22 protein-coding genes are annotated in these 23568 nt (G+C 63.0%); 3 read left to right on the top strand and 19 right to left on the bottom strand.

Annotation, left to right across the window (positions count from 1 at the left end; all coding sequences use genetic code 11):
- Positions 1-39 precede the first annotated feature (39 nt).
- Positions 40-1032, bottom strand: coding sequence for a GTPase Era (gene era / locus ACXMDY_RS08125; protein WP_259700997.1), 993 nt, complete (start codon positions 1030-1032; stop codon positions 40-42).
- 130 nt (positions 1033-1162) lie between these two features.
- Between era and ACXMDY_RS08120 the strand changes: the two genes are divergently transcribed.
- Complete coding sequence (locus ACXMDY_RS08120) at positions 1163-1666, top strand: hypothetical protein (protein WP_457767586.1); 504 nt, start codon at positions 1163-1165, stop codon at positions 1664-1666.
- Positions 1667-1739: 73 nt separating this feature from the next.
- On the opposite strand, the gene ACXMDY_RS08115 is transcribed toward ACXMDY_RS08120, so the two are convergent.
- The 3 genes from ACXMDY_RS08115 to ACXMDY_RS08105 form a co-directional block, all read right to left on the bottom strand.
- Positions 1740-2405, bottom strand: coding sequence for a hypothetical protein (locus ACXMDY_RS08115; protein WP_457767552.1), 666 nt, complete (start codon positions 2403-2405; stop codon positions 1740-1742).
- 83 nt (positions 2406-2488) lie between these two features.
- Positions 2489-3424 carry a hypothetical protein gene (locus tag ACXMDY_RS08110; RefSeq protein WP_259700995.1) on the bottom strand — a complete coding sequence of 312 codons (936 nt, stop codon included), beginning with the start codon at positions 3422-3424 and terminating at the stop codon, positions 2489-2491.
- Between the two features lie 39 nt (positions 3425-3463).
- Positions 3464-4477, bottom strand: a complete 1014-nt coding sequence (locus tag ACXMDY_RS08105) for an SLBB domain-containing protein (protein ID WP_259700994.1) — start codon at positions 4475-4477, stop codon at positions 3464-3466.
- A gap of 294 nt (positions 4478-4771) precedes the next feature.
- Between ACXMDY_RS08105 and ACXMDY_RS08100 the strand changes: the two genes are divergently transcribed.
- Complete coding sequence (locus ACXMDY_RS08100) at positions 4772-7126, top strand: GumC family protein (protein WP_457767551.1); 2355 nt, start codon at positions 4772-4774, stop codon at positions 7124-7126.
- Here the strand turns inward: ACXMDY_RS08100 and ACXMDY_RS08095 are convergent.
- From ACXMDY_RS08095 to ACXMDY_RS08055, 9 genes are all read right to left on the bottom strand, one after another.
- Positions 7076-7453: a protein-tyrosine phosphatase family protein gene (locus ACXMDY_RS08095; protein WP_259700992.1), complete on the bottom strand. Its 378-nt coding sequence runs from the start codon at positions 7451-7453 to the stop codon at positions 7076-7078. The genes ACXMDY_RS08100 and ACXMDY_RS08095 overlap by 51 nt on opposite strands.
- Before the next feature lie 174 nt (positions 7454-7627).
- The gene (locus ACXMDY_RS08090) at positions 7628-8620 is read right to left on the bottom strand and encodes a hypothetical protein (protein ID WP_259700991.1); all 993 of its coding nucleotides are present in this window, start codon (positions 8618-8620) and stop codon (positions 7628-7630) included.
- A gap of 62 nt (positions 8621-8682) precedes the next feature.
- Positions 8683-9363 carry a hypothetical protein gene (locus ACXMDY_RS08085; RefSeq protein ID WP_259700990.1) on the bottom strand — a complete coding sequence of 227 codons (681 nt, stop codon included), beginning with the start codon at positions 9361-9363 and terminating at the stop codon, positions 8683-8685.
- A gap of 6 nt (positions 9364-9369) precedes the next feature.
- Positions 9370-10284 carry an exosortase/archaeosortase family protein gene (locus ACXMDY_RS08080; protein WP_259700989.1) on the bottom strand — a complete coding sequence of 305 codons (915 nt, stop codon included), beginning with the start codon at positions 10282-10284 and terminating at the stop codon, positions 9370-9372.
- 7 nt (positions 10285-10291) lie between these two features.
- Positions 10292-12283 carry a polysaccharide biosynthesis protein gene (locus ACXMDY_RS08075; protein ID WP_259700988.1) on the bottom strand — a complete coding sequence of 664 codons (1992 nt, stop codon included), beginning with the start codon at positions 12281-12283 and terminating at the stop codon, positions 10292-10294.
- Position 12284: 1 nt separating this feature from the next.
- Complete coding sequence (locus ACXMDY_RS08070; protein ID WP_259700987.1) at positions 12285-13313, bottom strand: MraY family glycosyltransferase; 1029 nt, start codon at positions 13311-13313, stop codon at positions 12285-12287.
- Positions 13310-14233, bottom strand: coding sequence for a Rossmann-fold NAD(P)-binding domain-containing protein (locus ACXMDY_RS08065; protein ID WP_259700986.1), 924 nt, complete (start codon positions 14231-14233; stop codon positions 13310-13312). Before ACXMDY_RS08065 ends, ACXMDY_RS08070 begins: the two co-directional genes overlap by 4 nt.
- The gene (locus tag ACXMDY_RS08060) at positions 14230-15087 is read right to left on the bottom strand and encodes a glycosyltransferase (protein ID WP_399243583.1); all 858 of its coding nucleotides are present in this window, start codon (positions 15085-15087) and stop codon (positions 14230-14232) included. Before ACXMDY_RS08060 ends, ACXMDY_RS08065 begins: the two co-directional genes overlap by 4 nt.
- The gene (locus ACXMDY_RS08055) at positions 15065-16288 is read right to left on the bottom strand and encodes a glycosyltransferase family 61 protein (RefSeq protein WP_259700985.1); all 1224 of its coding nucleotides are present in this window, start codon (positions 16286-16288) and stop codon (positions 15065-15067) included. The genes ACXMDY_RS08060 and ACXMDY_RS08055 overlap by 23 nt, the downstream gene beginning before the upstream one ends.
- Before the next feature lie 49 nt (positions 16289-16337).
- On the opposite strand from ACXMDY_RS08055, the gene ACXMDY_RS08050 reads away from it, so the two are divergent.
- Complete coding sequence (locus ACXMDY_RS08050) at positions 16338-17105, top strand: class I SAM-dependent methyltransferase (RefSeq protein ID WP_259700984.1); 768 nt, start codon at positions 16338-16340, stop codon at positions 17103-17105.
- An 11-nt stretch (positions 17106-17116) separates the two neighbouring features.
- Here the strand turns inward: ACXMDY_RS08050 and ACXMDY_RS08045 are convergent, their stop codons facing one another.
- Genes ACXMDY_RS08045 through ACXMDY_RS08020 form a run of 6 tightly spaced genes read right to left on the bottom strand, consistent with a single transcriptional unit; the run spans position 17117 to position 23501 of the window.
- Positions 17117-17686 (bottom strand): WcaF family extracellular polysaccharide biosynthesis acetyltransferase, encoded by a 570-nt coding sequence (locus ACXMDY_RS08045; protein WP_259700983.1) that lies wholly within the window; start codon positions 17684-17686, stop codon positions 17117-17119.
- Positions 17683-18864, bottom strand: a complete 1182-nt coding sequence (locus ACXMDY_RS08040; protein ID WP_259700982.1) for a glycosyltransferase — start codon at positions 18862-18864, stop codon at positions 17683-17685. The genes ACXMDY_RS08045 and ACXMDY_RS08040 overlap by 4 nt, the downstream gene beginning before the upstream one ends.
- Complete coding sequence (locus ACXMDY_RS08035) at positions 18792-20153, bottom strand: hypothetical protein (protein ID WP_259700981.1); 1362 nt, start codon at positions 20151-20153, stop codon at positions 18792-18794. Before ACXMDY_RS08035 ends, ACXMDY_RS08040 begins: the two co-directional genes overlap by 73 nt.
- Positions 20150-21343: a glycosyltransferase gene (locus ACXMDY_RS08030; protein ID WP_457767550.1), complete on the bottom strand. Its 1194-nt coding sequence runs from the start codon at positions 21341-21343 to the stop codon at positions 20150-20152. Before ACXMDY_RS08030 ends, ACXMDY_RS08035 begins: the two co-directional genes overlap by 4 nt.
- Positions 21340-22518: a glycosyltransferase family 4 protein gene (locus ACXMDY_RS08025; RefSeq protein WP_259700979.1), complete on the bottom strand. Its 1179-nt coding sequence runs from the start codon at positions 22516-22518 to the stop codon at positions 21340-21342. Before ACXMDY_RS08025 ends, ACXMDY_RS08030 begins: the two co-directional genes overlap by 4 nt.
- Positions 22515-23501 (bottom strand): FkbM family methyltransferase, encoded by a 987-nt coding sequence (locus ACXMDY_RS08020; protein ID WP_259701113.1) that lies wholly within the window; start codon positions 23499-23501, stop codon positions 22515-22517. Before ACXMDY_RS08020 ends, ACXMDY_RS08025 begins: the two co-directional genes overlap by 4 nt.
- Between the last annotated feature and the right edge of the window lie 67 nt (positions 23502-23568).

The following is a 23568-nucleotide window of genomic DNA, read 5'->3' as shown; positions in this document are numbered from 1 at the left end:
CGTCTGGGGGCGATGCTCCATCCTGCAGGAGCCCCGGGTTCAGGAGCCGCTGTAGCCCAGCTCGGCCAGTCGCGCCGCATTGCGCCGCCAGTTCGGCACCACTTTCACGAACAGCTCCAGATAAACCGGCCCGTCAAACACCTTCTCCATCTGGTGGCGGGCGCCGCTGCCGATCTCCTTGAGCATGCGGCCCCCCTTGCCGATCAGAATCCCCTTCTGGCTGGAGCGCTCCACCAGCACCGTGGCCAGCACGGCGGTGCGCTTGCCGTCTTCGACGATCCGCTCGATCTGAACCGCCACCGAATGGGGAATTTCCTCGCGGGTGTGGCTGAGCACCTGCTCGCGGATCAGTTCCGAGAGCAGCAGCTGCTCCGGTTGATCGCTCACCGTGTCGGTGGGGTAGAGGTGGGGCCCCAGGGGGAGCTGGGCGGCCAGGGCCGCCACCAGATCGGCGCAGCCCTCGCCGCTGACGGCGCTGCAGGGGTGGAGGGGGGCGTTGAGCGCGGCCAGCTGCAGCAGCTCCCGGTAGCTGGCCTGAAGGGCGGCGGCGGCGGCTGGCTCGATCAGATCCTGCTTGTTGAGCGCCACCAGCACCGGGGCGCGGCAGTGCTGCAGCAGCTCGACGATGAAGCGATCGCCCCGGCCGGCCGGCTCGCTGCCATCCATCAGCAGCAGCACCACATCCACCTCGCCGATCGCACCGCGGGCGCTCTGCACCAGCCGCTCTCCGAGCAGGTGGTGGGGCTTGTGGATGCCAGGGGTGTCGAGCAGCACCAGCTGGGCGGTGGGGGTGGTGAGGATCGCCCGCAGCCGGTTGCGGGTGGTCTGGGGCACCGGCGAGGTGATCGCCACCTTTTCGCCCACCAGCTGGTTGAGCAGGGTGGACTTGCCCACATTCGGCCGGCCGATCAGGGCGACGAAGCCGGAGCGGAAACCGGCAACGCTCTGGGTCGGCAGCAGCGGAATGGAAGCCGGCGGGCTTGATTCTGCCGGAATGGGCCGGCTGAACTCCGGCGGCGTTGGATTCTCCATAGCCTCAACACTGCCAGTTAGCCGAGCAGGGATGTCCACACCGAGCCCCGATGCCGCATCCGTGCCGTCTGCAGCAGGCGTGCCGTCTGCTATCACCGTGCCGCCCGCCGCTCCCAGCTTCGCCCAGGCGATGGAGATCACGGCCCAGTGGATCGGGCTGTGGGGGGGAGGGGAACTGAGCGACGAGGTGCTGGCCGAACGGGTGGGGGAGCTGGTGGCCAGCCGCGACGGGGCCAGGGGCTTCTTTGTGGTGGCCCTGGCCGGGGATTCAGCCCTGATGGACCGGCTGCCCGAACCCCTGGCCCAGAGTCTGCGGCTCGCGGGCGAGGGGGTGGTGGATCTCACCGCGCGCAACCTGGCGATGAGCACGGCGATGGCCGTGCAGCATGGGCGCCAGGGCGACGAGCAGCAGCAAGGCCGCTCCGAGCGGGTGCAGCGTCGCTGCGCCGAACTGCTGGCCTGGCTGGAGCCCGCTGCTGCGGAGCAGCGCCTGACGGTGCTGCTGGCGGCCACCGACGGCACTGGTGAAGATGTGGCCTTCCTGAAGCGCTGGGGCTACGACAGCGTGCAGATCGAGGCGATCGCCAGGGTGATCAGGGGAGTGCTGACCGGCGGGGCGGCCGCATTGGGATGATCAGGCCGGGTTAGCACCCATAAAAAAATCTCAACCGTTCTGGAACGGTTGAGATGAAAGGGATGGAATCGACTCAGACCGACTTGGAAAGGCTGATCCGCTTGCGCAGTTTGCGGGAGAACCCGAAGGCCGCAGCGGCACCGATGAAGGGCACTGGGTAGGGCACTGCAGGAATCGGGGAGATCAGTTCAAGCGTACCGAAATTTGTTGGTCCTCCTGGGAAGACGGTGCCGATGTTGAAGGTGAGACCGATCGACTGGGAACCGCCGGCAACTGTGATGAACTCAGGAGAAGCCTGATTGATGAAATTGGAAACAGCGAATGGAATGTTGGTTGCCACTCCGTTCGATGTTGTACTGAGCGCCGGGGTTAAGAGAATATTGCAAGAGGTGCAGGTGCCGCTGAGCGTGAACGCTGAAAGCTGGGCAGTGATGATCGATGTGAATCCAGTTCCTGGATTGACGGTATCTAAGGCAGGATTTGTTTTGGAATAGGTGAATGAAACAGGCGTGATTCCGGTTGCGCCGAAGAAATCTTCCGTTCCGGCCGATGTGATGACAAAACCGCCTGCGTTGTTGACGAACGGAGCCCCAGGCAGCTGGGTGTTGATGGTGCCGAGATCGACAACGGCAGTTGGCACGAAGCTGAACGAGATGGTTCCTGCCTTGACTGACGACCCTGAAAGCAGGGCTACGGCGGCTGCTACGAGGGCGACAGCTGTTTTGCTATGGAAACCCATCTGCTCACTGAATCTGCGTTCACCTTAGAGGCAACCCGGGCATTTCGTCAACCTGATGATGGCGAGGTGGATGGTATAAGGGTTCAGTTGGCCAGGCTGGGCGTTGGTGGGGCCGGCTCAGGCGCTGCCACTGGTGTCGCCACCGGGGCGGCCACTGGAACGGGAAGGGCTGCGGCCTGGCTGTTGGCGGGATCAGGAGCGCTCGGCAGGGGTTCGAGGCTCACCACGGCGGCCACCACCTTGCCTGCATCCGGCAGAGACTGGCGCTGCGACCATTCCTCGATGTCCCGCAGGGCCTCCGGGGCGGCGGGACGGCGCAACACCTGCACGGTGCCATCGGCGTGGATCGCCACGGGCACCTGCTCGCTGCTGCGCAGGCGCCTTGAGGGCACATGCACCATCCGCGCTTGTTGAATCAGCGGTTGGGTGGCAGGGGGCTGATCCGGGGATTCCAGTTGCCGCATCGCCTGCCGCATCGGCTCACGCCATTCGGCGTTCAGCGGTGCCAGGGGATCGCCACTGCTCAGCCAGCGAACCCGCTCCGACCGGGCCAACGATGGCATCGGCGCTTCCTGGAGCGAGGCCAGGGTGAGCGGACCGCCCAGCAGCTCCGCCGCTGTGAAGCCTGCCGGCGGCAGGGGCCGCAGGATGCCGAGCGCATCACGGCCCAGCTCGATGGCGACGCCGGTCTGCTCCGGCTGATCAGCCCGGCTGTGCCGCTTGCCGCCATTGAGAACCACCACTCCGTTGGCCAGACTGAAGGCTGTTGCTGGCTGGGGCGTGGAACGCTGCGGTTGCAGGCCGGGCAGATCCTGGTTACTGAACAGCTGGTCGATCGGATCCTTCCACCGGTTTTTCCAGGCCGGCGCGGTGGATTTGCTGCCTGGAGCCGACTCGGCCAGGCGCCGGGCCTGGTGGCGCTGGTCGATGGCGCTGATCAGCAGCGCCGGCAACCAGACCAGCTGGATGAGCGAAGCGAAACCCACGGCCCTCAGCAGGGTGGGAAAGGACGTGTTCATCGGAGCGGCCTCAAAATGGGTTTGGGGAAAGCCGGAAGATCAGCAACGGTTGCTGCCGTCGTTGTTGCTGAAGGAACAGTAAAGAGTGTAGAAATTGAGCGCCTGGCCCAGCGGTGCAACCACCTGATTCACCACATCCACTGTTTTGCCGTAGAGGCTTCTTGGCACCACCACGGAATCCCCATCTCGCAGGGGAGGATTGAAGGCATTGGATACACCCTGGCTGTAATTCAATGAAAAGCTCTGGCGGCTGACAGTGCCGTTGCGGTTGATTCGCACCAACTCGACATTGTTCTTCTGGGCACGCCAGTCGTTAGGCCCCCCGGCCTTGAGAATGGCCTCCACCAAAGGGGTGTTTGCCTTCAGTTGAATCGGCCCGGGGTTGCGGACTTCTCCGATGATCGACACATTGATCGTCTGCGGTGAGAGGTTGATCGCCCCCAGGGCGATCACTTCCTCGGGCAGGGGATCAAGAGCTTTGGCTACAATGATCGTGTCCCCGTCGAAGAGAAAGGGGTTCTGGCTGAGGTTGCCGTTCTGCAGAAGTCTGGCCAGATCCAGGGTCACCTGCTTGACATCACTGCTGAGCCCAGGCAGGCGCCGTCGCAGGGTGACCGAGCGGATGTTGGAGTTCAGGGTGATTCCACCGGCCTTCTGGATGGCGGTGACCACGGTGGGGAGGCCAGGGTTGCCCGTGCCTCCCACGCCGGTGACAGCGGAGGCGTCACCACCTGGGGAAAGGCTGTATAAACCAGGAGTTTGAACTTCCCCCAGCACGGTGACCTGCATGGCCCTGGGAGCCGATAGAGATAGGGTGAGTTCTGGGCGGATCAGGAAACGGCCATAGAGCTGGGTGAGCCATTGGGTGGCCTGGCTGATCGTCAGGCCGGTGAGCTGGGCAGACCCAAGCAACGCCAGGGATGCGGTGCCGTCGTTGAGGATTTCGAGGTTGCCGCCATAGGCCTGGGCACTCGGGTCAAGCATCTGCAGTTGCAGCCTGTCGCCGGGGCCGAGGATATAAACATCCTGATGGGCGGCCAGGGGAGATCCCATGGCAGGCAGGGGGGATGTTGGACGATTGAGACTCTGGGTGAAGGGTGCCGATGGGGCCGTGCTCGCCCCGAGCGGAACGGCCAACGGCGCAGCTGCTGCTAACAGCAGAAAGAAGAAATGCCCCAATCTGTGTGCCATTCCAGCCTGATCAGCCATGCCATCCTGGTTCAACGTCCACCAATGGCAATTCAGCCCATTGTTGACGTAAGCTTACACCCACTCTGAAGAATCCCTGTGCTGACGGAGGCTGGATCACCCACACCCCATTCCCCCTTTGGCACCGGCTCCACCCAGGTGGCCGCGAGCGCTCTTTCGCCAACAGCCAATCAGCCTGATGATGCCAGCACCAATGTTCTCTTCAAGCTGATTCGTAGCTTGAAGCGACGCCAGGCGCTGTTTCTGTTTGTTTTCTTCGTTACCACCGCCCTGCTCGCCGCCAATGCTCTGAGACAACGGATTGTTGCCCCCGTTTACATCGGTGGCTTCCAGATGTTGATCACCGATCCACTGGCGAATGTGGGGCCTTCTACGCCTAGTTCAGGGGTGGTTGAATCCCTGGCCAAAACAACTTCTCTGGGCAACTCTGATGTTCCCACTCTGATCCAGTTGCTCACTAGTCCAGTGGTGCTCAAACCGATCGCCGAGGCCCAGGCGATTCCGCTGGGCAGTTTGATCGGAAGCCTGGCGATCGGCAGTACCCGCGCCGACAGTCAGGGTGTTCTCAATATTCAGCTGCGTTGGTCCGATCCTGTTCAGGGTCGAAAGATTCTCACAGCCCTGGCCGACAGTTATCCGAAGTATGCCCTGATCCAGCGTCAGGAGAAGCTGGGTCAGGGCCTTGAATTTCTTGGCCAGCAGGCTCCGGCACTCCAGCAACGGGTGAACTCACTGCAGCGTACCCTCAAGCAATTCCGCGAATCCAACAGTTTCCTCGAACCCCTCGCCCAGGGCGGCAGCATCATCTCCTCCCGGGATGGATTGCTTGGCCAGCTGCGCACACTACAGGTGGAGCAGGCGGAGCTGGAAACGCAGCTTGCCTCGGTGCGCTCCGGCAAATTGATCACGCTCCCCAGCCCTGGTTCATCGGGCAGCGGAGTTGTCGGCCAGGGTAGTCCCGCTGCTGGCAACCCCCAGCTCGGCCTGGCCACGCGCCCCCGAGCCGATTCCGTCGCGCCTTCCTCCAACACTGTTGTCACCCCCCAGCAGCAACTCAGCCAACTGGATCAGCAGATCGCCACGGCCAGGGCCACGTTCAAGTCGGATTCGCCGCAGCTTCAAACCCTCCTGGCGCAGCGCAACAGGATCAAGCCCCTTGTTCAGAGCCAGGGGATTGATCAGCTGAGCAGCCAGCTGTTTGCCAATCAGGCTCAGCAGAATGAACTGAATCGCCAGATCCTGCTGCTGAACAAGAACTTCAAGCAAAGCCCAGAGGAGATCCGAAAGTATGAGGAACTTCAGCAGAAAATTGAAGTTGCCCAGGCGAACTATCTTTCCTATATCCAGGCACGCGAAAACTTCAGGCTGGAGGTTGCCAAGCAAACCGTTCCATGGCAAGTGATCTCTCCCCCCGTCTTTGGGGACGTTCCAATCGAGCCGGATCTTTCCAGGGAATTCTTGCGAGCCCTCTTCATTGGTCTTGCCGTTGGCATCGCTGCTGTTCTGCTTCGGGAGAAAACGGATGATGCTTATCACACCCCCAAAGAAGCGAGTCAGGAGCTGGGTCTGCCGATCCTGGGCTTGATCCCCTATCTGCCGATTGTTTCAAGTGATTCAATCCTCAAGAGCCTCAAGGAGCTGCCGGGAACGGAGCGCTTCGCCATCAAGGAATCGTTGAGAAGCCTGTTCACCACCTTTCGGCTGCTCAGGGCCGACCGTGAAATTCGTCTGGTGGTGATCACCTCTTCTACCCAGAATGAAGGAATGTCAACAGCTGCTTCCGTGTTTGGCAACACTCTTGCCGACCTCGGCCTGCACGTGTTGCTTGTCGATGCGGACATGCGTCTACCCGTTCAACACAAGCATTTCGCTGTCGACAATGTCAAAGGTCTTTCTGATTATCTTGGTGACACGGATGACAATATTCAGGATTATATCAAGCCAATCACAAGCAATCTTTCACTGATCACGGCCGGGAGTCGCGCGCCCGATCCAGCTCGTTTGCTCAATTCCCTGCGTTGCAGCGACATGGTGCAGCATCTGCGGGCGCTGCCAGGCTATGACCTGATCATTTTCGACACCCCCCCTTGTCTGTTGCTCTCGGATCCCGTGATTCTGGGTGAGAAGGTGGATGGCATTCTCTATCTGGTCGGCCTGGGCAGGGTTGGTCGTGAGATTGCCCCGCAGGCCATCAAGCGCATCAAAGCCACAGGTGTTGATATTCTTGGCTTGATGTGCAATCAGGTGGCTTATCCCACCCGCCTCAACGATTATGGCTACGAATACGGCTATCACTACAATTATTCTTATGCCGGCTACCGGGATACCTATTCCCAACGGTTGGCCTCCAAAGATGTTGCAGAGGCCCTGCCTGACAATCCTTCAGACCAAGCCCAATCCTCAGCAGCAAGCGGATCGGCTGCCAAACCTGATTCGAATCAGTCAGGCAGCTCCGGGGGGTTGAATCGATTGAAGGGATGGTTCCGTCGCTAGTGAGAAAGGCTGCTCAGGTTTGAGAAGAACCTCCAGCAATTCCAGATGTTCAAACAGAGGGTTGGCCGGTGGATGGGCGGCGCGCACAGCCAGCAGCGCCTCATACACCGAAAGGCCTCGTATCATGCTCACGTGGGCAATGGCCAGGGCTACCGAGCGTTCGCGTCCAGCGAGGCAATGGAGATACAACGGCGGCGAGTGATCCAGCATCTCTCGGGAGGCGTTGATCGCCTGCAGCAGGCGTTCTCTGCTGAGGGGTTCCTGCTGGCGGTGATCCGGCAGTGACACACCGCCATGCAGAAAGGCTGCCTCTGAGCCTGGCTGCAAGGGCACTTCACCTGGATAGCAGCAGCTGAATCGAGATTGAAAGCCAGCGCTTTCGAGGATCTTCCAGTCTGCGGCTGTGAGTGGAGCTGGGCCGATGGCCAACCGGGAAGGCAGAATCCAGCTGAACTGAATCGGCGCTGATCGTTTCCAGAACTGTGACAGGAATGGCACGGCTTAAATCCTCTTGGAGGGTCTGGAATGGGGGCGTTTGGGGCGGTTTTGCCTGGTTTGATTCCTGCGGTTTTGTGGTTGGCGCTGCAGCCGTATCCAGATCTGGCTGACGCCGCCGGTGAACGTTCTGATGGCTCTCCGCAAGCTGCGGATCAGCCCAGGCTGGCCTGTTGGCCTGACCAGCGTTGAGCCCTGGCTGATCTGGCTGAATGGCTTGATCTTCTGAGGGGGGCTGCCTGCACGGGCAGCCCGTGGTGGTTTTCGTGATGGGCTGAGGCCATTCCAGAATCGCCTCAGGCTGGTGGACAGGTTGTTCAGAGATCGGCCCAGCCAGGGCAGCAGCCGTGAGGCCATGGCCAGAAATGAGAATCCGGCAATCAGGGAACCAAGCATGGCGACCCGAGCCTGGGCCTTGATCGCTGCGGATTTTTGCTGCTGCTCCGCAGTGAGGGCCTGCAACCGTGCCTCGATGCCTTTGTCGAGCCCCTGGTTGATCCCATTGATGACCACATCGGCCTGCTCACCGGGTGTGATCACCACATTGGAGATTTCCGGGAAGCTTTGCAGGGCGATCAGAAACTCCTCACGCCGTTTCAGCCCCTGAACAGAACGCATGATTTCCTGCTTGCGTTCCTGGAACTGCTCGGCGGCGATCCCCAGCCGGTTCTGATTCAGGGTGATCTGATTGCGCCCGAGAAACAGAGCAGCAGGAGCAGCCAGCAGGTAGATGATCCCAAGCAGCAAAACAGCTTGCCGCAGCGATCCTTCCACAAACCCAACCGGTTTGAAGGGGCGCCGCTCGGCATTCTGGAAGATCAGGGCAAAGGAGATCAGCAGGGGTGGGAACAGCCCAACCAGGCTGTTGACCCTGCCGAGCATCTCGGCGGGTTGGTTGGCTTTGCTTCCGTAAAACAGAAATGCCAGGCTGTAGAGCGCATACAGCAGCAGGGCGTAGCCGGCGACGGTGCCCACTGAGCCATGCTGTCTGGGCAGCATGGGTTCATTGTCCTGAAGGGCTTCCGCCGGTTCCGGGAGAGCCGGAAGTGAAGATTCTTCCGTCACCAAGGCTGACCGGACAGGGTGTTCACCATGGCAAGGTGCTCCGAAAGATGGGGTTTCAGCTCTATCCACAGATTGATCAGTTTACCATCAGGATCTGAACCACCCCGGGCTGTACTCAGGCTGACCAGAAGGCAGCGGTGGGTGCGGTTCTGACGGAGGCCAAGAACCCGTTCCAGCTGCTCACGATTCGTCTGCGGCGGCTTTTCAAACGAAAGACTGAAAAAGGCTTTTTCTGTAACGAAATTGTTCCCTTCCGTGGTGAGGCAGGTTTGCAGGGCAGCTTCTTTCTGAATCGTTCCCAATGCCAGTTCATTTTCACCGAGTTTCTTCAGTCTTCGCTCTCTGAGTTTTAACAATGGAATCTCCGCCGTTGCCTGCGCCAGCTGAAACGTGCGCCATTGCCTTGGCTCCAGCAGGGTGAGGCTCAATCGAGTGGCTGATGGGGCCGCCTTTCCAGCAAGCTGAAAACCATATGTGGTGCTGCGCGCCAGGCCAGCTGTGCGGCCACCCGGCCAGAGTGGCTTGGCAGGGATGAGTGGCACCTCCGGCCAGTTGAATCGAGCCAGCCCAGGGGCGGAAGCCTGCGGCCAGCGGGGCAGAACGATCGACTGGAGCAGGGCCAGCCCGGCGACGCCGGCGGTGACCATCAGCCAACCTCGAAGCAGGGAATAGCGCATGGGCTCTCAGAGGTTGGGGGGTGCTGCCTGGCCTTGCTCGGTGAGATCAAGGGGCCCCAGTTCCCTGTCGAGCACCTTGAGGTAGAGCCAGGCGAACAGGCAGACGGCAATGCCGGAGAAAATCAGCGAGCCATCCCCTTCATGGAAGAAATCGAACCACCAGTGATCGTTGGATTCAGCCAGCGCTTCGAAGTAGACAATCACATTGAGGAGGGCGATGCGAAAGGAATTGCAGACGATCGCGATCAAGGGAGCAAAGGCAATGATCAGCATCTGGTGATGCAGCCTTCGCAGTGGGAAGGCAAGCAGAAAGATCACGGCAATGGCGAGCACCTGGGAAATCTGTTCGTAGCCCGTGCAGGGTCCGGCAACGGCAACGGAGGCCTGCTGGCTGATCGTGACGACCCGGCCCGAGTTGGCGGCATCAAACCCGAAAATGGCCAGCCAGGCCGTGGCCAGCTTGGCTGTGATCAGGCTGAGCGGTTCTTCCGGAAAAAAGCGCTGAGCGAACAGCGAGAGCGGAACCAGGGCCACGATCAGGATCTGCTGCCAGAACTGGGTGAGTTTTCGGATCGGCTTGCAGAGCAGGGCGAGAGCAACAACCTGAACAACGCCCACGATGTAGATCATGCTGTCGCGATCAAGGATCACAGCACTGCGAACCAGGCACCAGAGCAGCAGAACCGAGCCCGCCACCAGTGAGGGCCAGCTTGGATTCGGATGCAACGAATCGAGCCGATCTTCCATGCAGGTCAGGGCACCCCACCAGCAGAGCAGGGAAAACACCAGCAGGGTGGTGGCGTCCTGGGTGGTTTGAATCACCCAGAGGTTGTGGATGGCCACCAGGGCTGCGGTGAGAAACCAGAGGTTCCTCGATGTGGCTGCAGGCAGCTTCGGGATTTGCTTGTACAGTGCGATCATGGCTGCATCAATTCTTTGTTTTGGTGTATTTGTTGTCGATCATTTGTTCGGACCCCTGCCCCAAATTGGCTGATTGACTCTCGGCTTCTTTCCCCTCTGCCAGATACTCCGGGACCAGTTGTTGAAGGCTGCTGATCACTCCCTGATCATTCCAGTCGTTCAGTTCTCGATTGAGATGATCAAGCTTGATAGCGAGATCTCTGGAAGCATGCTGAGGTTCCCTGGCCCTGCGGATCAGTGGATGCCTGGTTTCCTGGTCCATCGGGTTGATCAGCAGTTCCTCGAACAGCTTTTCACCTGGCCTGAGCCCCGTGAACTGGATTTCGATGTCTCCGCCCGGGTGCTGCTGATCGCGGACGCGCAGCCCGGAGAGCTCCACCATCTGTCTGGCCAGGTCAGCGATTCGCACCGGTTCGCCCATGTCGAGCAGAAAGAGATCCCCCCCTTCGGCCATGCCAGTGGACTGAAGCACCAGTTGGACGGCTTCGGGAATGGTCATGAAGTAGCGGGTGATGGCCGGGTGGGTCACGGTGATCGGCCCACCTGCCTGGATCTGTTGGTGGAACAGGGGGATCACCGAGCCGGAGGAGGCCAGCACATTGCCGAACCTGACCATCGAGAAGATCGGTCCCTGCCCGGATCCGGCCACCTGTTGAGCCGCATTCTGAATCATCAGTTCACAGACTCTCTTGCTGGCCCCCATGGCGCTGGTGGGACGCACGGCCTTGTCCGTGGAGATCAGCACGACCCGTTTGACCGCGGTGTGAAGAGCGGCATCAATCACCGAAGCTGTGCATCGCAGGTTGTTACCGATCCCCACGCAAAGATTGGACTCAACAATCGGAACGTGTTTGTAGGCCGCAGCGTGGAAGATCGTGTCCACGGCGTATCTCTTGCACAGCGCTTCGAGATGGACCTTGTTGCCAGCATCTCCGAGCACGGGAACAAGCTCGCTGCCGGGCTGGTGTTGCGCCGAAACCACCTTTTCCAGCGAATAGAGAGAGAACTCGGTTTGCTCCAGCATCACCAGCGTTCGGGCACCGAGCTGGTGGATCTGCAGGCACAGCTCCGTGCCGATCGATCCACCCGCTCCGGTCACCAGGACTGATGCACCGGTGACGCCGACGCCGAGCAGCTCCGGATCCGGGCTGGAGGCCTCGCGGCCGAGCAGATCCTCGATCGTGACGGCCCGGAGTTCATCGACGACGATCTCGGCCGAGGCCAGCTGGGCGAGCGATGGAATGGTGAGCACGCTGAGGCCGCATTCGGTGAGGCGATCGACCAGTTCACGTTTGCGATGCCGGGAGAGGGTTGAAATCGCCAGCAGGGTCTGCTTGATCTGGTGCTTTTCGACCAGGGATCGAATCTTTTCGGGGGAGTGGATGGTCAACCCCTGAAGCTTTCGGCCCTGGAGTCTGGGGTCATCGTCGAGGAAGGCGATCAGTTTGAACCGGCGATCATTCTGAAGGGCCTGCCTCAGGCTGGCACCGGGTCGACCGGCTCCGTAAATCAGGGTTGGGATTCGCCTGGCTGTTCGCCGGAATTGATCGGCTGGTTGAACTCGACCCAGTTGGAACCTGAGCAGATCGCGGAGAATGATCCGACTGCCGATCGATCCAATCGTGAACAGCAGAAAGTAGAGAAACCAGAAGGAGTTGGGTGGCATCACCCCCCGGTTCAACCAGGCGATCAACCAGAGGCCCACGGTCAGAATGGCGGCCCTGGGGAGCAGCGCGTACAGGGAGTGGCTGCCCGAGTAACGGGTGAGGCTTCGATACCATCCGCTGATGGCCAGAAGAAGCAAGCCGCTGCCGACGGCCCAGGGCAGCAGCCAGCCGTGGTGGGAAAAGTAGCTGATGAACAGCCGGAAATCCTGGTTGAAGCGAATCAGGTAGGCCCCGATGAAACTGCAGGCGATCAGCAATCCATCCATTCCCACCAGAAGGATTCTCCGCAGCCAGGTGGGGCATCGGACGGTGATGTGAATGAGGGAGGTCAACTCAGTTCGGCCTGGTGTTGCTGCAATCTTTTTTGCCGTTGGGGAGTGCAGCTATCTCCTGCTCCCCACGCCACGCTGCCTGGCCCTGGAAAGGTGCTGCCACCTTCAATTCCAGCAGCAACCCTACGCCCATGTCCAGGCCGATTCCGATGGCAAGCCCGATCGGGCCAAGGTTCAGCAGCAGCAGACCGCCAAGCCCGGTGGCTGCGATGTAGAGCGTCGCCACCTGTTGGTGGCTCCAGCCCGCCTGATGCAGACGCTGATACAGGTGCAGCCGGTGGGCCTGAAACACCGGTTGCCCAGCCACGGCGCGGCGCAGCACGCAGATCAGCGCATCGGCCAGCAGCGGAAACCCCACCAGCAGCAGGGCCAGTGCCGTGGCGGCATCGCCGGCCTGCAGCACGGTTCCGGCGAACACGGCCCCCAGGAACGTGCTGCCCACATCTCCCATGAACACCCTGGCGGGGCTCCAGTTCCAGGCCAGGAAGCCGAGCAGTGCCCCCACCAGGCTCCAGGGGGCCTCGGTGCCGAGGCGAAGGGCCGCGACGGCGAACACCACCGCCAGGCAGCCCGCCACCAGGCCGTCGAGTCCATCCATGAAGTTGACGAAGTTGACCACGGCTGTGATCCCGATCACCACCAGCGGCAGGATCCACCAGGGAAGGGGCACGGCCGCCACGCTGATCAGGCCGATTGCGGTGAGGGCCTGGATGCCGAAGCGCAGCGCGGCCGGCAGGTCGTGCCGGTCATCGAGAAATCCCGTGATCGCAAGAGGCGCGCAGATCAGCGGCAACCAGACCAGCCAGCTGGCACTCCCCGTCAGCCCCAGGATCAGACCCATCAGGCAGCTCACCGCCACGAACGCCACACCGCCTCCCCGGGGTGTCGGCAGCCGGTGGGAGCTGCGCGCGTTGGGCTGATCCAGCAGCCGCTGGCGCAGGACCGGCAGCAGGCCGGCGAGCAGCAGCCAGCTGAGCGTGGCGGAAAGGGCGGCGAGCGCCCCGGCCTGGGGGATGGATGCCGGGTTCATGGAGCCAGGGGTCCGGCGGGGAATGCTGCGGGCGGCCGGCCGAGCAGCTCGTGGACCGGCAGGAATCCGCAGAGGTCGGCGCCCATGCGCAGCACGGCCTCGAATCGCTTCGGCGAAACCAGCAGCAAAGGGGCCGCCAGGGCGTAGATCAGCCGGGCCGGCACAGGCAGCAGCCGGTTGGTCCGGCCAGTGGCCGGGGCAAGCCGCTCCAGCATCGCCCGGTAGCTGAGCGTGTCGTCGCCGCCGATCGGCAGGTGGCTGGGCAGATCCAGGCCTTGGTCGTCCCGCAGCTGGGCCAGGGCGAGGTGCAGGGCGGCTGCCGCCAGCTGGGCGCAGTGAATCGGCTGCCGCAGGCCACTGGGATCCGGCACCGGCAGCCAGGGATACCGCCCCAGCGCTGTGGCCAGCCGGCTGAGGTTGCGATCGGCGTAGGAGCCGCTGCGGCCGTAGATCAGGGTCGGCTGCAGGATCTGGCAGGCCAGGCCGTGCCGCTTGCAGCTGGCCTGGAGTTCCGCCTCGGCCCGCTGCAGCCTGCCCACCAGGGCGCGATCGAAGCCATTGCTGGCGAAGCGCTTGGTGAGCACCGACGAAGACGAGCAGGCCACCACCCCCCGCAGGCCAGGGGGCGGCTGGGCGGCCAGCTGCCGGTTCAGGAAAGGCGCCAGATGCCAGATCGGCGCAAAGCTCACCACCACCAGAGGGCCTGTCGCCTGGCTGCGATCGGGCCAGGCGCTGGCAGCGGCAGCCTCGCTGCTGAGCTCGCAGGGAAGGAAGGGCAGGCCAGGGTGGTCGGGGGGTGGCCGCCGCCCCGCCACGCTCAGCTCAGGGCTTGGCTGGAGGCCTGGCTGAAGGGTCATGGCCTGGCGGAGGAAGGCATCGCCTGCCGGGGTGGTGGCTCCGAAGATCAGAAGCTTCGTCATGGTCTCCTGCCCAGCCGTGGCGCGATGGCACTGGCCGCGCGTTGCAGGTAGCGCAGCAGAAAAGGACACCACCAGAGCAGCCCGAAGGCCCGCCGATAGGCCTGCCGAACCTCCTGCAGCCGCCGCTGATGCTGGATGCCGCTGACGCCTCCCACGGCGATCTGGACCAGCTCCACCGCCAACATCCTGACCCGCAGACCCTGGAAGCGGGAAAGCTCCAGAAAGTAGTCGAGGTCGGCGGCGAGGCGGAAGCCAGGGGTGTAGGCGGCCAGGTGCTGGCGCGCTCCCGGGCCGATCAAGGTGGCCTGGTGGGGGGGTGTGGAGCCGAGAAAGAGGGAGCGGCGGAAGGAGTGACGCCAGCGGAAGACGGTGCGACGGCCCGGCACGGCTTCACCACCAGCGCCGATCGATGCGTAGCGGCCCGCGGCCACCAGCAGATCACAACCGGTGACGGCAGCGGCGGCCCGCTCCAGGGCCGTCGGACTGGCGGCCCAGTCGTCGCTGCCCCAGAACAGCAGCCAGTCGGTTGGAGCGGCTGCGGCGAAGCCCTGGTTCATCGCTGCGAAGATGCCGGGCCGGCCGGCTTCCTGAACCTGCCAGGCAAAGCGCTGATCGGAGTGGCAGAGCTGCTGCAGATAGGCGCGATGCTCCTGACCCGACGGTCCGTCGATGAACAGCACCTGCCAACGGGGATGGGTCTGGGTCTGCAGCGAGTCCACCAGGCGCGGCAGGAGTGGATGGGAATCGAGGGTGGGAACAACGATCAGGATCGATGCCGGCCCATCAGCAGGGGCCAGCCCGGCTTGATCAGCGTGAGCCGGGCTGGCTTGATCAGGAGGGCAGTAGAGCCTCAAGATAGTGCTGCAGAAGGTCAATCGGCACGATCATGTCATTGCTCGCGTTGGCGGGCTCAAGCTGATGGAAGTAGTAGCGGCCGCCCCTGATCATGGTGATCTGAAAGTATTCTGCTCCGATCCGATGACCGGAGCAGAACAACTCCAGTACAGCTGGTTGATCTGCATAGATCAGGTTGGTCAGTCCAGCGCCGTGGGGAGAGATCACCAGTTCCGCCGACTGAAACAGGGCCACTTGTTCGGCCACACTCATGCCCTCAAGGCAGACGGGTTGAATGTTGTGGAGTGCGAGCGTTTCGATGACGGCCGCTTCGTTCAGCACCCGCCTTGAGGTTGTCAGTTTGCGGGAGATGTAAATTCTTTGCCTGGATCGTGGAGCCTTCACTTGTGGAGAAGAGGTCACAAGTCTGCTCCAGTTGTTGATTATCTCAGGATGCAGTTGATTGTTGTGACAGCTCGGGTCCATGGTCTGAATGGCATACCGATCCTGAACGATCAGGAGATTGGTGAGCCGGAGATTGAGCAGCCTTTCCTTTGATTCCACCCGTTGGGCCTTGAGCCCGGTCCAGGCAAGCAGGTCGAGCGATTCCTGCTGGTAGCGGCGGGTTGTTTCCTTGCTGATGTAGTAGACGGTGAGGGCTTCCAGGCCAGCGGAGCCCAGGGACCTGAGATGGCGCTCAGCCCAGACGATCTGGGTGAGATAGTCGAGCGTCCAGTGAAAGTAGTTGTCCCACCAGAGACGCTCCTGGATCAGAACCAGGGAGTGACCCGGCGCATCAGCCTGGCCAGCTGACCTTGTGGGCGCCAGTTTGGGCAGCAGTGCACTCAGCATGGCGGCCTGCCGGCTGTCGGTATCGCTCGAGTTTCCATGCAGAGCGTCCAGGTTCGGCCCGTAGACATGGCCATAGATCGAGAGGATTCTTGCCGCAGGGAGAATCCGGCATGCCAGCAACGGAATCGCCCGTGCTTCTTCGTGCCGGGCAAGGCTTGGGGGGGTCGGTGCTTCGAATGTGGTGGATTTCCAGGTGGGTTTGGCTTCCGCTCCACAGGAGGAGCCGGGGCAGGCTCTGAACAGATCATGATCCTGATCCGAAAAGCCGCTGCCTGTGGTGAGCCTCTTGCTGGCGTCGGCCACCAACAGGGCAAGCCGCTTGACCAGATCAAGGCAGCGGCGTCTGGATCGCAGCAGTCGTTGGAACATCAACTGGACCAGGAACCCTTATTCTCGATTTGCCCAGGGCCCTGCACGGATGAACATCTTTCCTGGCCAGTGCCCACCGGCGCGCATCCTTGAGCAACGGGTGGCTCCGGAGCCACGGCAGCAAAGCCTGTTCGCCGATGTCTGCTCACTGATCAGGCCAGGTTCGATCCTGGAGATCGGCAGCTGGATGGGGGCATCGGCAATGGCCTGGTGTGAAGCGGCCATTCCGCTCAACGCCGATGCCAAGGTCTATTGCGTGGACACCTGGCTTGGTTCCGTTGAGCACTACCTCAACAATGAAGGAGCGTGGGCTGATGGCGAATGGGGCTTCAAAAGACTTGCGATCGAGCCCTATGGCCCAACGTTCTTTGACGACTTTCTTTGGAATGTTCATGCCAATGGTTACGCTGATCAAATTCTTCCCTTCCGGGCTGACTCGCAATCTGCTCTGTCGCTTTTTGCCAATCAGAAGCTTCACTTTGATGTGATCTACGTTGATGGCGCTCATGACACATACTCTGTCTTCAAGGACGTTTCAAACGCATTGAAGATTGTTTCACCAGACGGATTGATCTGTGGTGATGATTTCGGTTGGGAAACCGTTCGGGATGGTCTTGTCCTGGCGGCAGTCGTCCAGCGCGTTCCCTTCCGTTTCCTGGTCAAGGGGCAGGACTTCATTGTGTTGCGTGATCGTTCATCCAGCCTTGAAACCGAATTCATTGGGCTTGGCTATCGGCGCTGGCATCCGCTGGCACCCGCCAATCTGTTCAGAATGCCTCTGGCGATCCTCCGCAAGCTGTTCACCAAGCCGGTTTGATCGGTTTGCCCTCAACCGTTGTCGGGGGCGAACTGCCTGGCCTGGCGCCGCCCCACCGGCACGGCGGGGTTGCCGGCCATGATCGATCCTGAGCCAATCCTGCCCGACGCCACCGCCGCCAGGCCGACCACGGCCCCCTCTCCCACCTGGCTGCCAGGGGCAAGGACGGCCTTGGCGCAGATCCAGGCGTCGGCGCCCACCTTGATCGGGCCGAGCGTCAGCTCGAATCCAGGGCTGCGGTAATCGTGGTTGCCGGTGCAGAGAAAGGCCCCCTGGGAGAGGCAGACCCGATCCCCCAGCCTCACTGGGGCCAGGTTGTCGATCCAGACGCTCTCCCCCAGCCAGCAGTGATCCCCCACCACCAGCCGCCAGGGAAACTTCACCCGCAGCCCGGGCTTGAGACGACAGCCCGAGCCGATCTGCGCTCCGAACGACTGCAGCAGCCAACGGCGCCAGGCGGTTCCCGGCAGATGGGAGCCGAGCAGCAGCTGGCCGACGATCAGCCAGAGCGCCTGCTTCCAGCGCGGGGCACCCGGCGACCAGTCTGCCGGCAACTGGTAGTTGGCGAGATCCTGTCTCATCGGCTGAGCGAGGCGGGTGGCGTTCCGCCAGCCTGCATCCAGTGGTAGAGCTGCTCGGTCTGCTCGGCCACCTGGGGCCAGCTGTAGCGCTCCAGAACAAGGCGCTCCCCAGCCGCACCCATCGAGGCCAGCTCATGTGGATCGGCTGTGAACAGCCTGCTGAGGCTCAGCTGCAGGGGAGTGGCTGCGGCGGCCACCGGCCAGGCGGCGCCAGCGCTGAAGGCTTCAGGCAGGTTGCAGGCGGGGCTCAACAGCGCCGGCAGGCGCCAGCCCATCGCTTCGAGAGCCGCCATCGGCAGGCCTTCGCTGAAACTCGGCAGCACGAAGGCGGCGGCCCCAGCCAGGCAGGCATCCCGGGCCTCGCTGAAGCAGGGGCCGAGCACCAGGCAGCGTTCGAGCGGAGCGGCGTTCAGCCGGGCGGCCAGCTGACCCTGATCGCCATAGCCCACCAGGGCGAGCCACCAGCCGGCCCGGGCGGCGGCGGCGGCCAGCTGGCTCCAGGCGTCCAGGAGTGGCCCGATCCCCTTCTTGGGGTGAAAGCGGCCCAGGAACAGCAGCACCCGATCCCCCGGCGGCACCTGGCCACTCCACGGCGGCGGGGGCAGCTCTCGGCTGCGATCCGGTGGAGTGACGCCATTGGGGATCACGGCGATCGGGGTGGTCAGTCCGAGTTCGAGGATCGCCGCCGCTTCAGCCGGGCAGAGGGCCTGGAGGCAGCGGGCGGATTGCAGCGCCTGCTTTTCCCAGAGCCGCCAGACCAGTTGTTTCTTCCAGCGGCTGTTGGCCCGGGCCCAGGGGTCGAGCATGCCGTGGGGCGCGATCAGCAGCGGCAGCCCGGAGGCCGCCAGGGCGGGAGCGATGCGGCTGGGACTGCGCCAGAGGCCATGGATGTGGATCAGCTCCGCCCCGGAGCGGATCGCCTCAAGCCGCAGCCGGTGATCCCGGCGCCAGGCTGGGTGGCGCTCGGCGGTGGCCCAGGCGCTGGCCAGTCCGCGGAGCTGCTGGGCGGCCACCAGATCGGCCACGGCGGTGGCGATCCCGCCATCGGCCGCTCCGGCGGAGTGGGAGAGGTGAAGGGGCCGCAGCGGGTGGCTGGTGGAGGGGTTCAGGACCGGGGCACCGCAGCGGGGCCGGCGCCGAGTTGCTGAACCGGCCTGGCCCAGCGGCCATAGAGCCAAAACAGTGGGTAGACCGAAAAGCCGAACAGCAGGGCCACCTGGGGCAGGTAGCCCCGGCTGATCGCCACATAGAGGAACGAGGCTGAGATCACGTAGATCACATAGGCGAAGGGCTCATGCAGCCGCATCAGAAACCAGTTCCACAGGCAACGCACCAGCCAGCCCATGAACAGCCCCCCGGCCACCAGGGATAGCCAGCCGAACATCAGGTAGTACTCGGCGAAGTTGAGAATCGCCGTGCCGGAGGCATACTTCGCACCTCCATAGAGAATGGAGGTGACATTGGAGATGTATTCGTTGCCGGGCTTGCCCGGCAGTAACACCCGGGGGATCGGGAAGAGAACCGTGGCGATCAGCGGATCAAGGCCTACAAAGGGGCTTTCGGATGGGGTGATCTTCATCACGCCGGCGGTTGTGAAGAACACATTGGTTTCGCCGAGGGCATTGGTGAAAAAATCGTAAAGGCCTTTGCCCTGGAGCTTGGTTGGATCCAGCCCCAATCCATATTGCCTGGAAGCGCCGACGACCCCGGCCACCAGGATGGCTGCGGCGGCAATGGCAAGAATGACGATCGGATTGGGCCTTCGTTGCCGCAGCATGTACCAAAGCAGGATGATCGGAATCAGCAGAATCACCAGGCGATAGCGAAAACCAAGGCTGGTGTAGATTCCAATAGCACCCAACAGCCACAAGAACACCTGGGTGGGGTCACGTTTGCTGGTCATCCAGGCGGTGAACATCAGGGCGATGCCTGGAATCAGAAAGTTCACCGCATAGTTGAAGTAGTTGGCAAAGGCGCCGATATCCGCACCGCCTTCATCCCAACCCACCAGGGGGTTGATGCCCGCCACCGGATTCAGCAGAGCGATCGCCCTTGGGCCGAAAGCCAACGCGAACATGGCCAGGCCCACCAGGCAGAGAGCTCTACCGAGCTTGTGCAGGTGTTCCGGCTGGATGTCGGCGAGAAAACGCTGGTTGAAGCGCGGGGTGGCCAGCTGGTGGAAGCCGAACAGCAGGGCGGCATAGAAGAACAGTGCCCCGGCCCAGCCCCACACCATCGAGAGCCTGCCCCCCAGTCCCTTCTGGACGACCAGTTCGCCGCTATTGAGCAGCCAGAGAGGCCCGAGCAGGCAGTAGAAGGCGAGGATTGCCGCGATGATCAGGGTGGGGCGAAACAGGTCCACCCACTGGCGGCTGGTGGCGGCGTTCCAGGTTTCAGCGGTGATCAGGGCGATCAGCCCACCCACCAGGAGGATTTCATCGAAGCTCAGCTGGTTGGGATCGGTCATGGCTGGTGGCTGAGCAGGCGGGCCAGCAGTGCCCCCTGCCGGCGGCGGCTGTGTTGGTGGTGGGTGTTCGTTCGGGCCAGGGCAACGGCGCTGGCCAGTGCAGCGGCGAAGGATCGGGGATCGAAGCCTTCCAGTTTGCGATGGGCGGCAGCCACCATGCTGGTGCGCTGCTGGGCGGACTGGGCTTCGGCTGCCTGAAGCAGGGCGGTGAGGGCGGCGGGCTGGGCCGGATCGAAGCTCCAGCCAGACGCCCCAGCTTCGATCAGATCCAGGCAGCAGCCGCAGTTTCGGCTGACGATCACCGGCAGACCAGCCGCCATCGCCTCATTCACCACCAGGCCCCACTGGTCGCTGTGGCTGGCCAGCACGAAGCAGGCCGCCTGGCCGTAGGCCTCCTGGAGCAGCTCCAGCTGCAGAAAGGGATCGATCAGAACGCGGCCGGGATGGGGAAGCTGCGCCACGGCGGCCTGAATCTGGGCATGAAGCGGACCGGCGCCGATCAGCCGAAGCCCCCAGGCCCCCCCCTGCCGCTGGTAGGCGCCGTAGGCAGCCAGCAGGCCGGCGTGGTTTTTCTTGGCCACGAAGCGGCTCACACACAGAAAATGGGGCCTGGCGAGCACGGGGTGGTCGGGTACTGGCTGGCGGCGGGCCCGGGCGGCCCCGGCCGCGAAGCCCCGGTTGTCGACCACATCCCAGGGCTGAACGATGGCAGAGGCCGCAAAGCCCAGCCGCTCCAGGTAGGCGCGGCTTTCGCTGCCGGCCACAAGGGCAGCGGCATAGCTGAGCAGCAGCAGACGCTTGATCCACTCCTTCGCCCAGCGGCGCGGCTCGTCGCGCTCGCGGCTGTCGGAGATCAGCACCAGGGGGATGCCTCGGCGATCGGCCTGGTGGATCAGCCGCTGGTAGGCGCGGTCGGCCCAGCCCGTCGTGACGACGACAGCCGGCTGGAGCTGATCCAGCAGGGCGGCGATTTGCCGATCCAGTTCCGGGTTGGCGGGATCCTGTTCGGGATCACCGGCTCCAGTGAGTTGATGGCGGCCGTAGGTGCCCGTTGGGGCAATGGCCCAGGGATACTCCTGGCTGTCGGGGCGGGTTTCCAGCACCTGCAGGTTCAGCAGGCGCTCGGCCGCGCTCAGCCGGATGTCGTGGTATGGGCCGATCCGGTGCAGGGCCAGCAGCACGGGAATCATCGGCGCTGCAGGGTGGTGAGCAGCCGCTCGCCGTAGCGGGCCCAGGTGTAGTCGTGGGCCCGGAGCCGGGCGGCGGCGCCGAGCCGGTTGCGCAGGCTGCGATCGCCGAGCAATTGCTCCAGGCGATCGGCCAGGGGGACGCTCTGGCCCATCGGCACCAGAAAGCCTTCCACGCCGTCGCGCACCACCGAGCCGCACTGGGGGGTGGTGATCACCGGCAGCCCACAGGCCATGGCCTCCAGGTGCACCAGGGCCATGCCCTCGGCCAGGGTGGGCAGCACGAACAGATCGGCTCGGCGGAACTCCTCGCGGATCTGGCGGCGGGGCACCTGGCCCAGGTAGGTGGGCCCCTCGAACAGGGGCAGGCTTACATCCACCAGGGGCGGACCGGCCACCCGGCAATCGAAGGCCACCCCCCGCCGGCGCAGTTCCCGGCAGGCTTCGGCCAGCACGTGGTTGCCCTTGCGGAGCCCCACCTGACCCACGAACAGGATCCGGCCGGGCTCGGGCTCGGCCTCCAGCTCGAACCAATGCTCGGGAATGCCGTAGGGAACCAGCGATAGCTTGGCCGGATCACAGCCGAGGGCGATGCAGCTGTCGAGGCAGTAGCTGGAGGGAACCAGCACCTGATCACTGAGGGCCCACTTCTGGCGATCGCGCTCGATGCCCGCTTCCACCAGCTCCGGCGCTTCTCCATCTGGCTCGATGCCGGGATGGAGCCGGCGCTCCTCCAGCAGGGTGCGGCCCACATCGGCCGAGATGATCAGTTCATGCACCACCTTCAATCCCAGCTCTTTGGCTTGCCGGCAAGCATTGAGATCGTTGTTGATCAAGTTGGTGTAGAGCGCGCCTGCGCCGCCGAAGCGCTCGCGGCAGGCGCGCTGCAGCAGCAGCTCGTCGGAGCGTGAGCCGTGGCGGGCCCAGGTGAGGGAGGCCAGCGGTTGATCGCGCACCAGCCGGCGGGGCAACTCCGCTGGCAGGCGCCGGCCCAGCAGGCGCCTGAGCGGTCTGGGCTGGAGTTGCCGGGGCCAGAGGCGATCGAGCAGCTCCAGGGGCCGGTGGTTGCTGTGCAGATCGGTGTAGAAGGCTGCCAGCACACCGGCGCGGGCCAGCAGGGCCGGCACGGCGTAGTGCATCCGGGCACCGGCCTGGAGCACGGCGTAGTTCTGGGTCATACCAACCCGCACAACCGCTTAGCCACCTCCTCCAAGGCACTGACATGGATAGCGAGAACGTTGTTGTCCAGTCGTGGCGGTTCAGCTCCCGAAGTTTCAGGGCAGAAGGGTTGCAAGCGATTGGTAGTGGGGTCGTAGAGATAAAAGCCGTATTGCCAGCGAGTGAAGGCTTCGAGCAGGGCGGCATTGCTGGAGCCCAGTCGCTGCTGAGTGTCAAGGAGTTCGAAACTCCAGACCTTCGGGGCGCCGCGCCGAAGTTCCCCTTCGCTCCCGCCAAGCACCAGTTGCTCAGCCCCTTCAACGTCAATCTTGATGTAGGCAAAGCGATCAGGCCAGGGGAAGCCATCAAGGCGCTTCGCCTGGACCCAATGCTCTGACAAGCCCGGCGAACTGCCTATGCCATTTTCTGAGTGATTGTAACCATCGAGGGGGGGGGGTGAGATCGAGACGGTCGAATCACCATCGCTTCGATTGAGCTGCACCAGCCCATCGCGATCGGCCAGGGCCACGGGATGCACGGTTACGGCCTCCAGACCATTGAGTTTGAGGTTGCATCTCAGCTTGGTCACGTTCTCCGGTAGACACTCGAAGGCATGAACGCTCTGGGCCCCAGCCCACCTGGCCATCAGCAGTCTGTAGGTACCCATATTGGCGCCAATGTCGGCGCAGAGATCACCTGGCCGCAGGTAGCGGCGCAGGAACTGCAACGAGGGCCAATCGAACAGGCCGTAGTAAAGGCAAGACTGGCTTCCCTGACTGTTGGTGAGCAGTTGCACCTTCAGGCCATCCACCCAGGGGATCACCCGGCCGGTGGCGGGGAACAGGCTCAATTTCTTCTGGAGCTGGTAGGTGGCCCAGCGAACGGTTCCTCCGAGGCGATGACTGAGCCCACGCAACCCGCCGGAGGCGCAATGGGAAGGATGGCTCCAGATCTTGCGCAGGCCGTAGGGGAATGGGGTGCGCATCAGCAGCAGATCCAGCACAAGCAAAGGCCATGATCGATCAGAACATCTTGATCAGGCGCGCTGTTCTGGGCCGTCGAAAAGGTTT

The sequence above is a fragment of the Cyanobium sp. ULC082 genome, assembly GCF_977927535.1.
The sequence above is the reverse complement of the archived record's forward strand: the minus strand, read 5'-3'. Positions and strand labels throughout refer to the sequence as shown.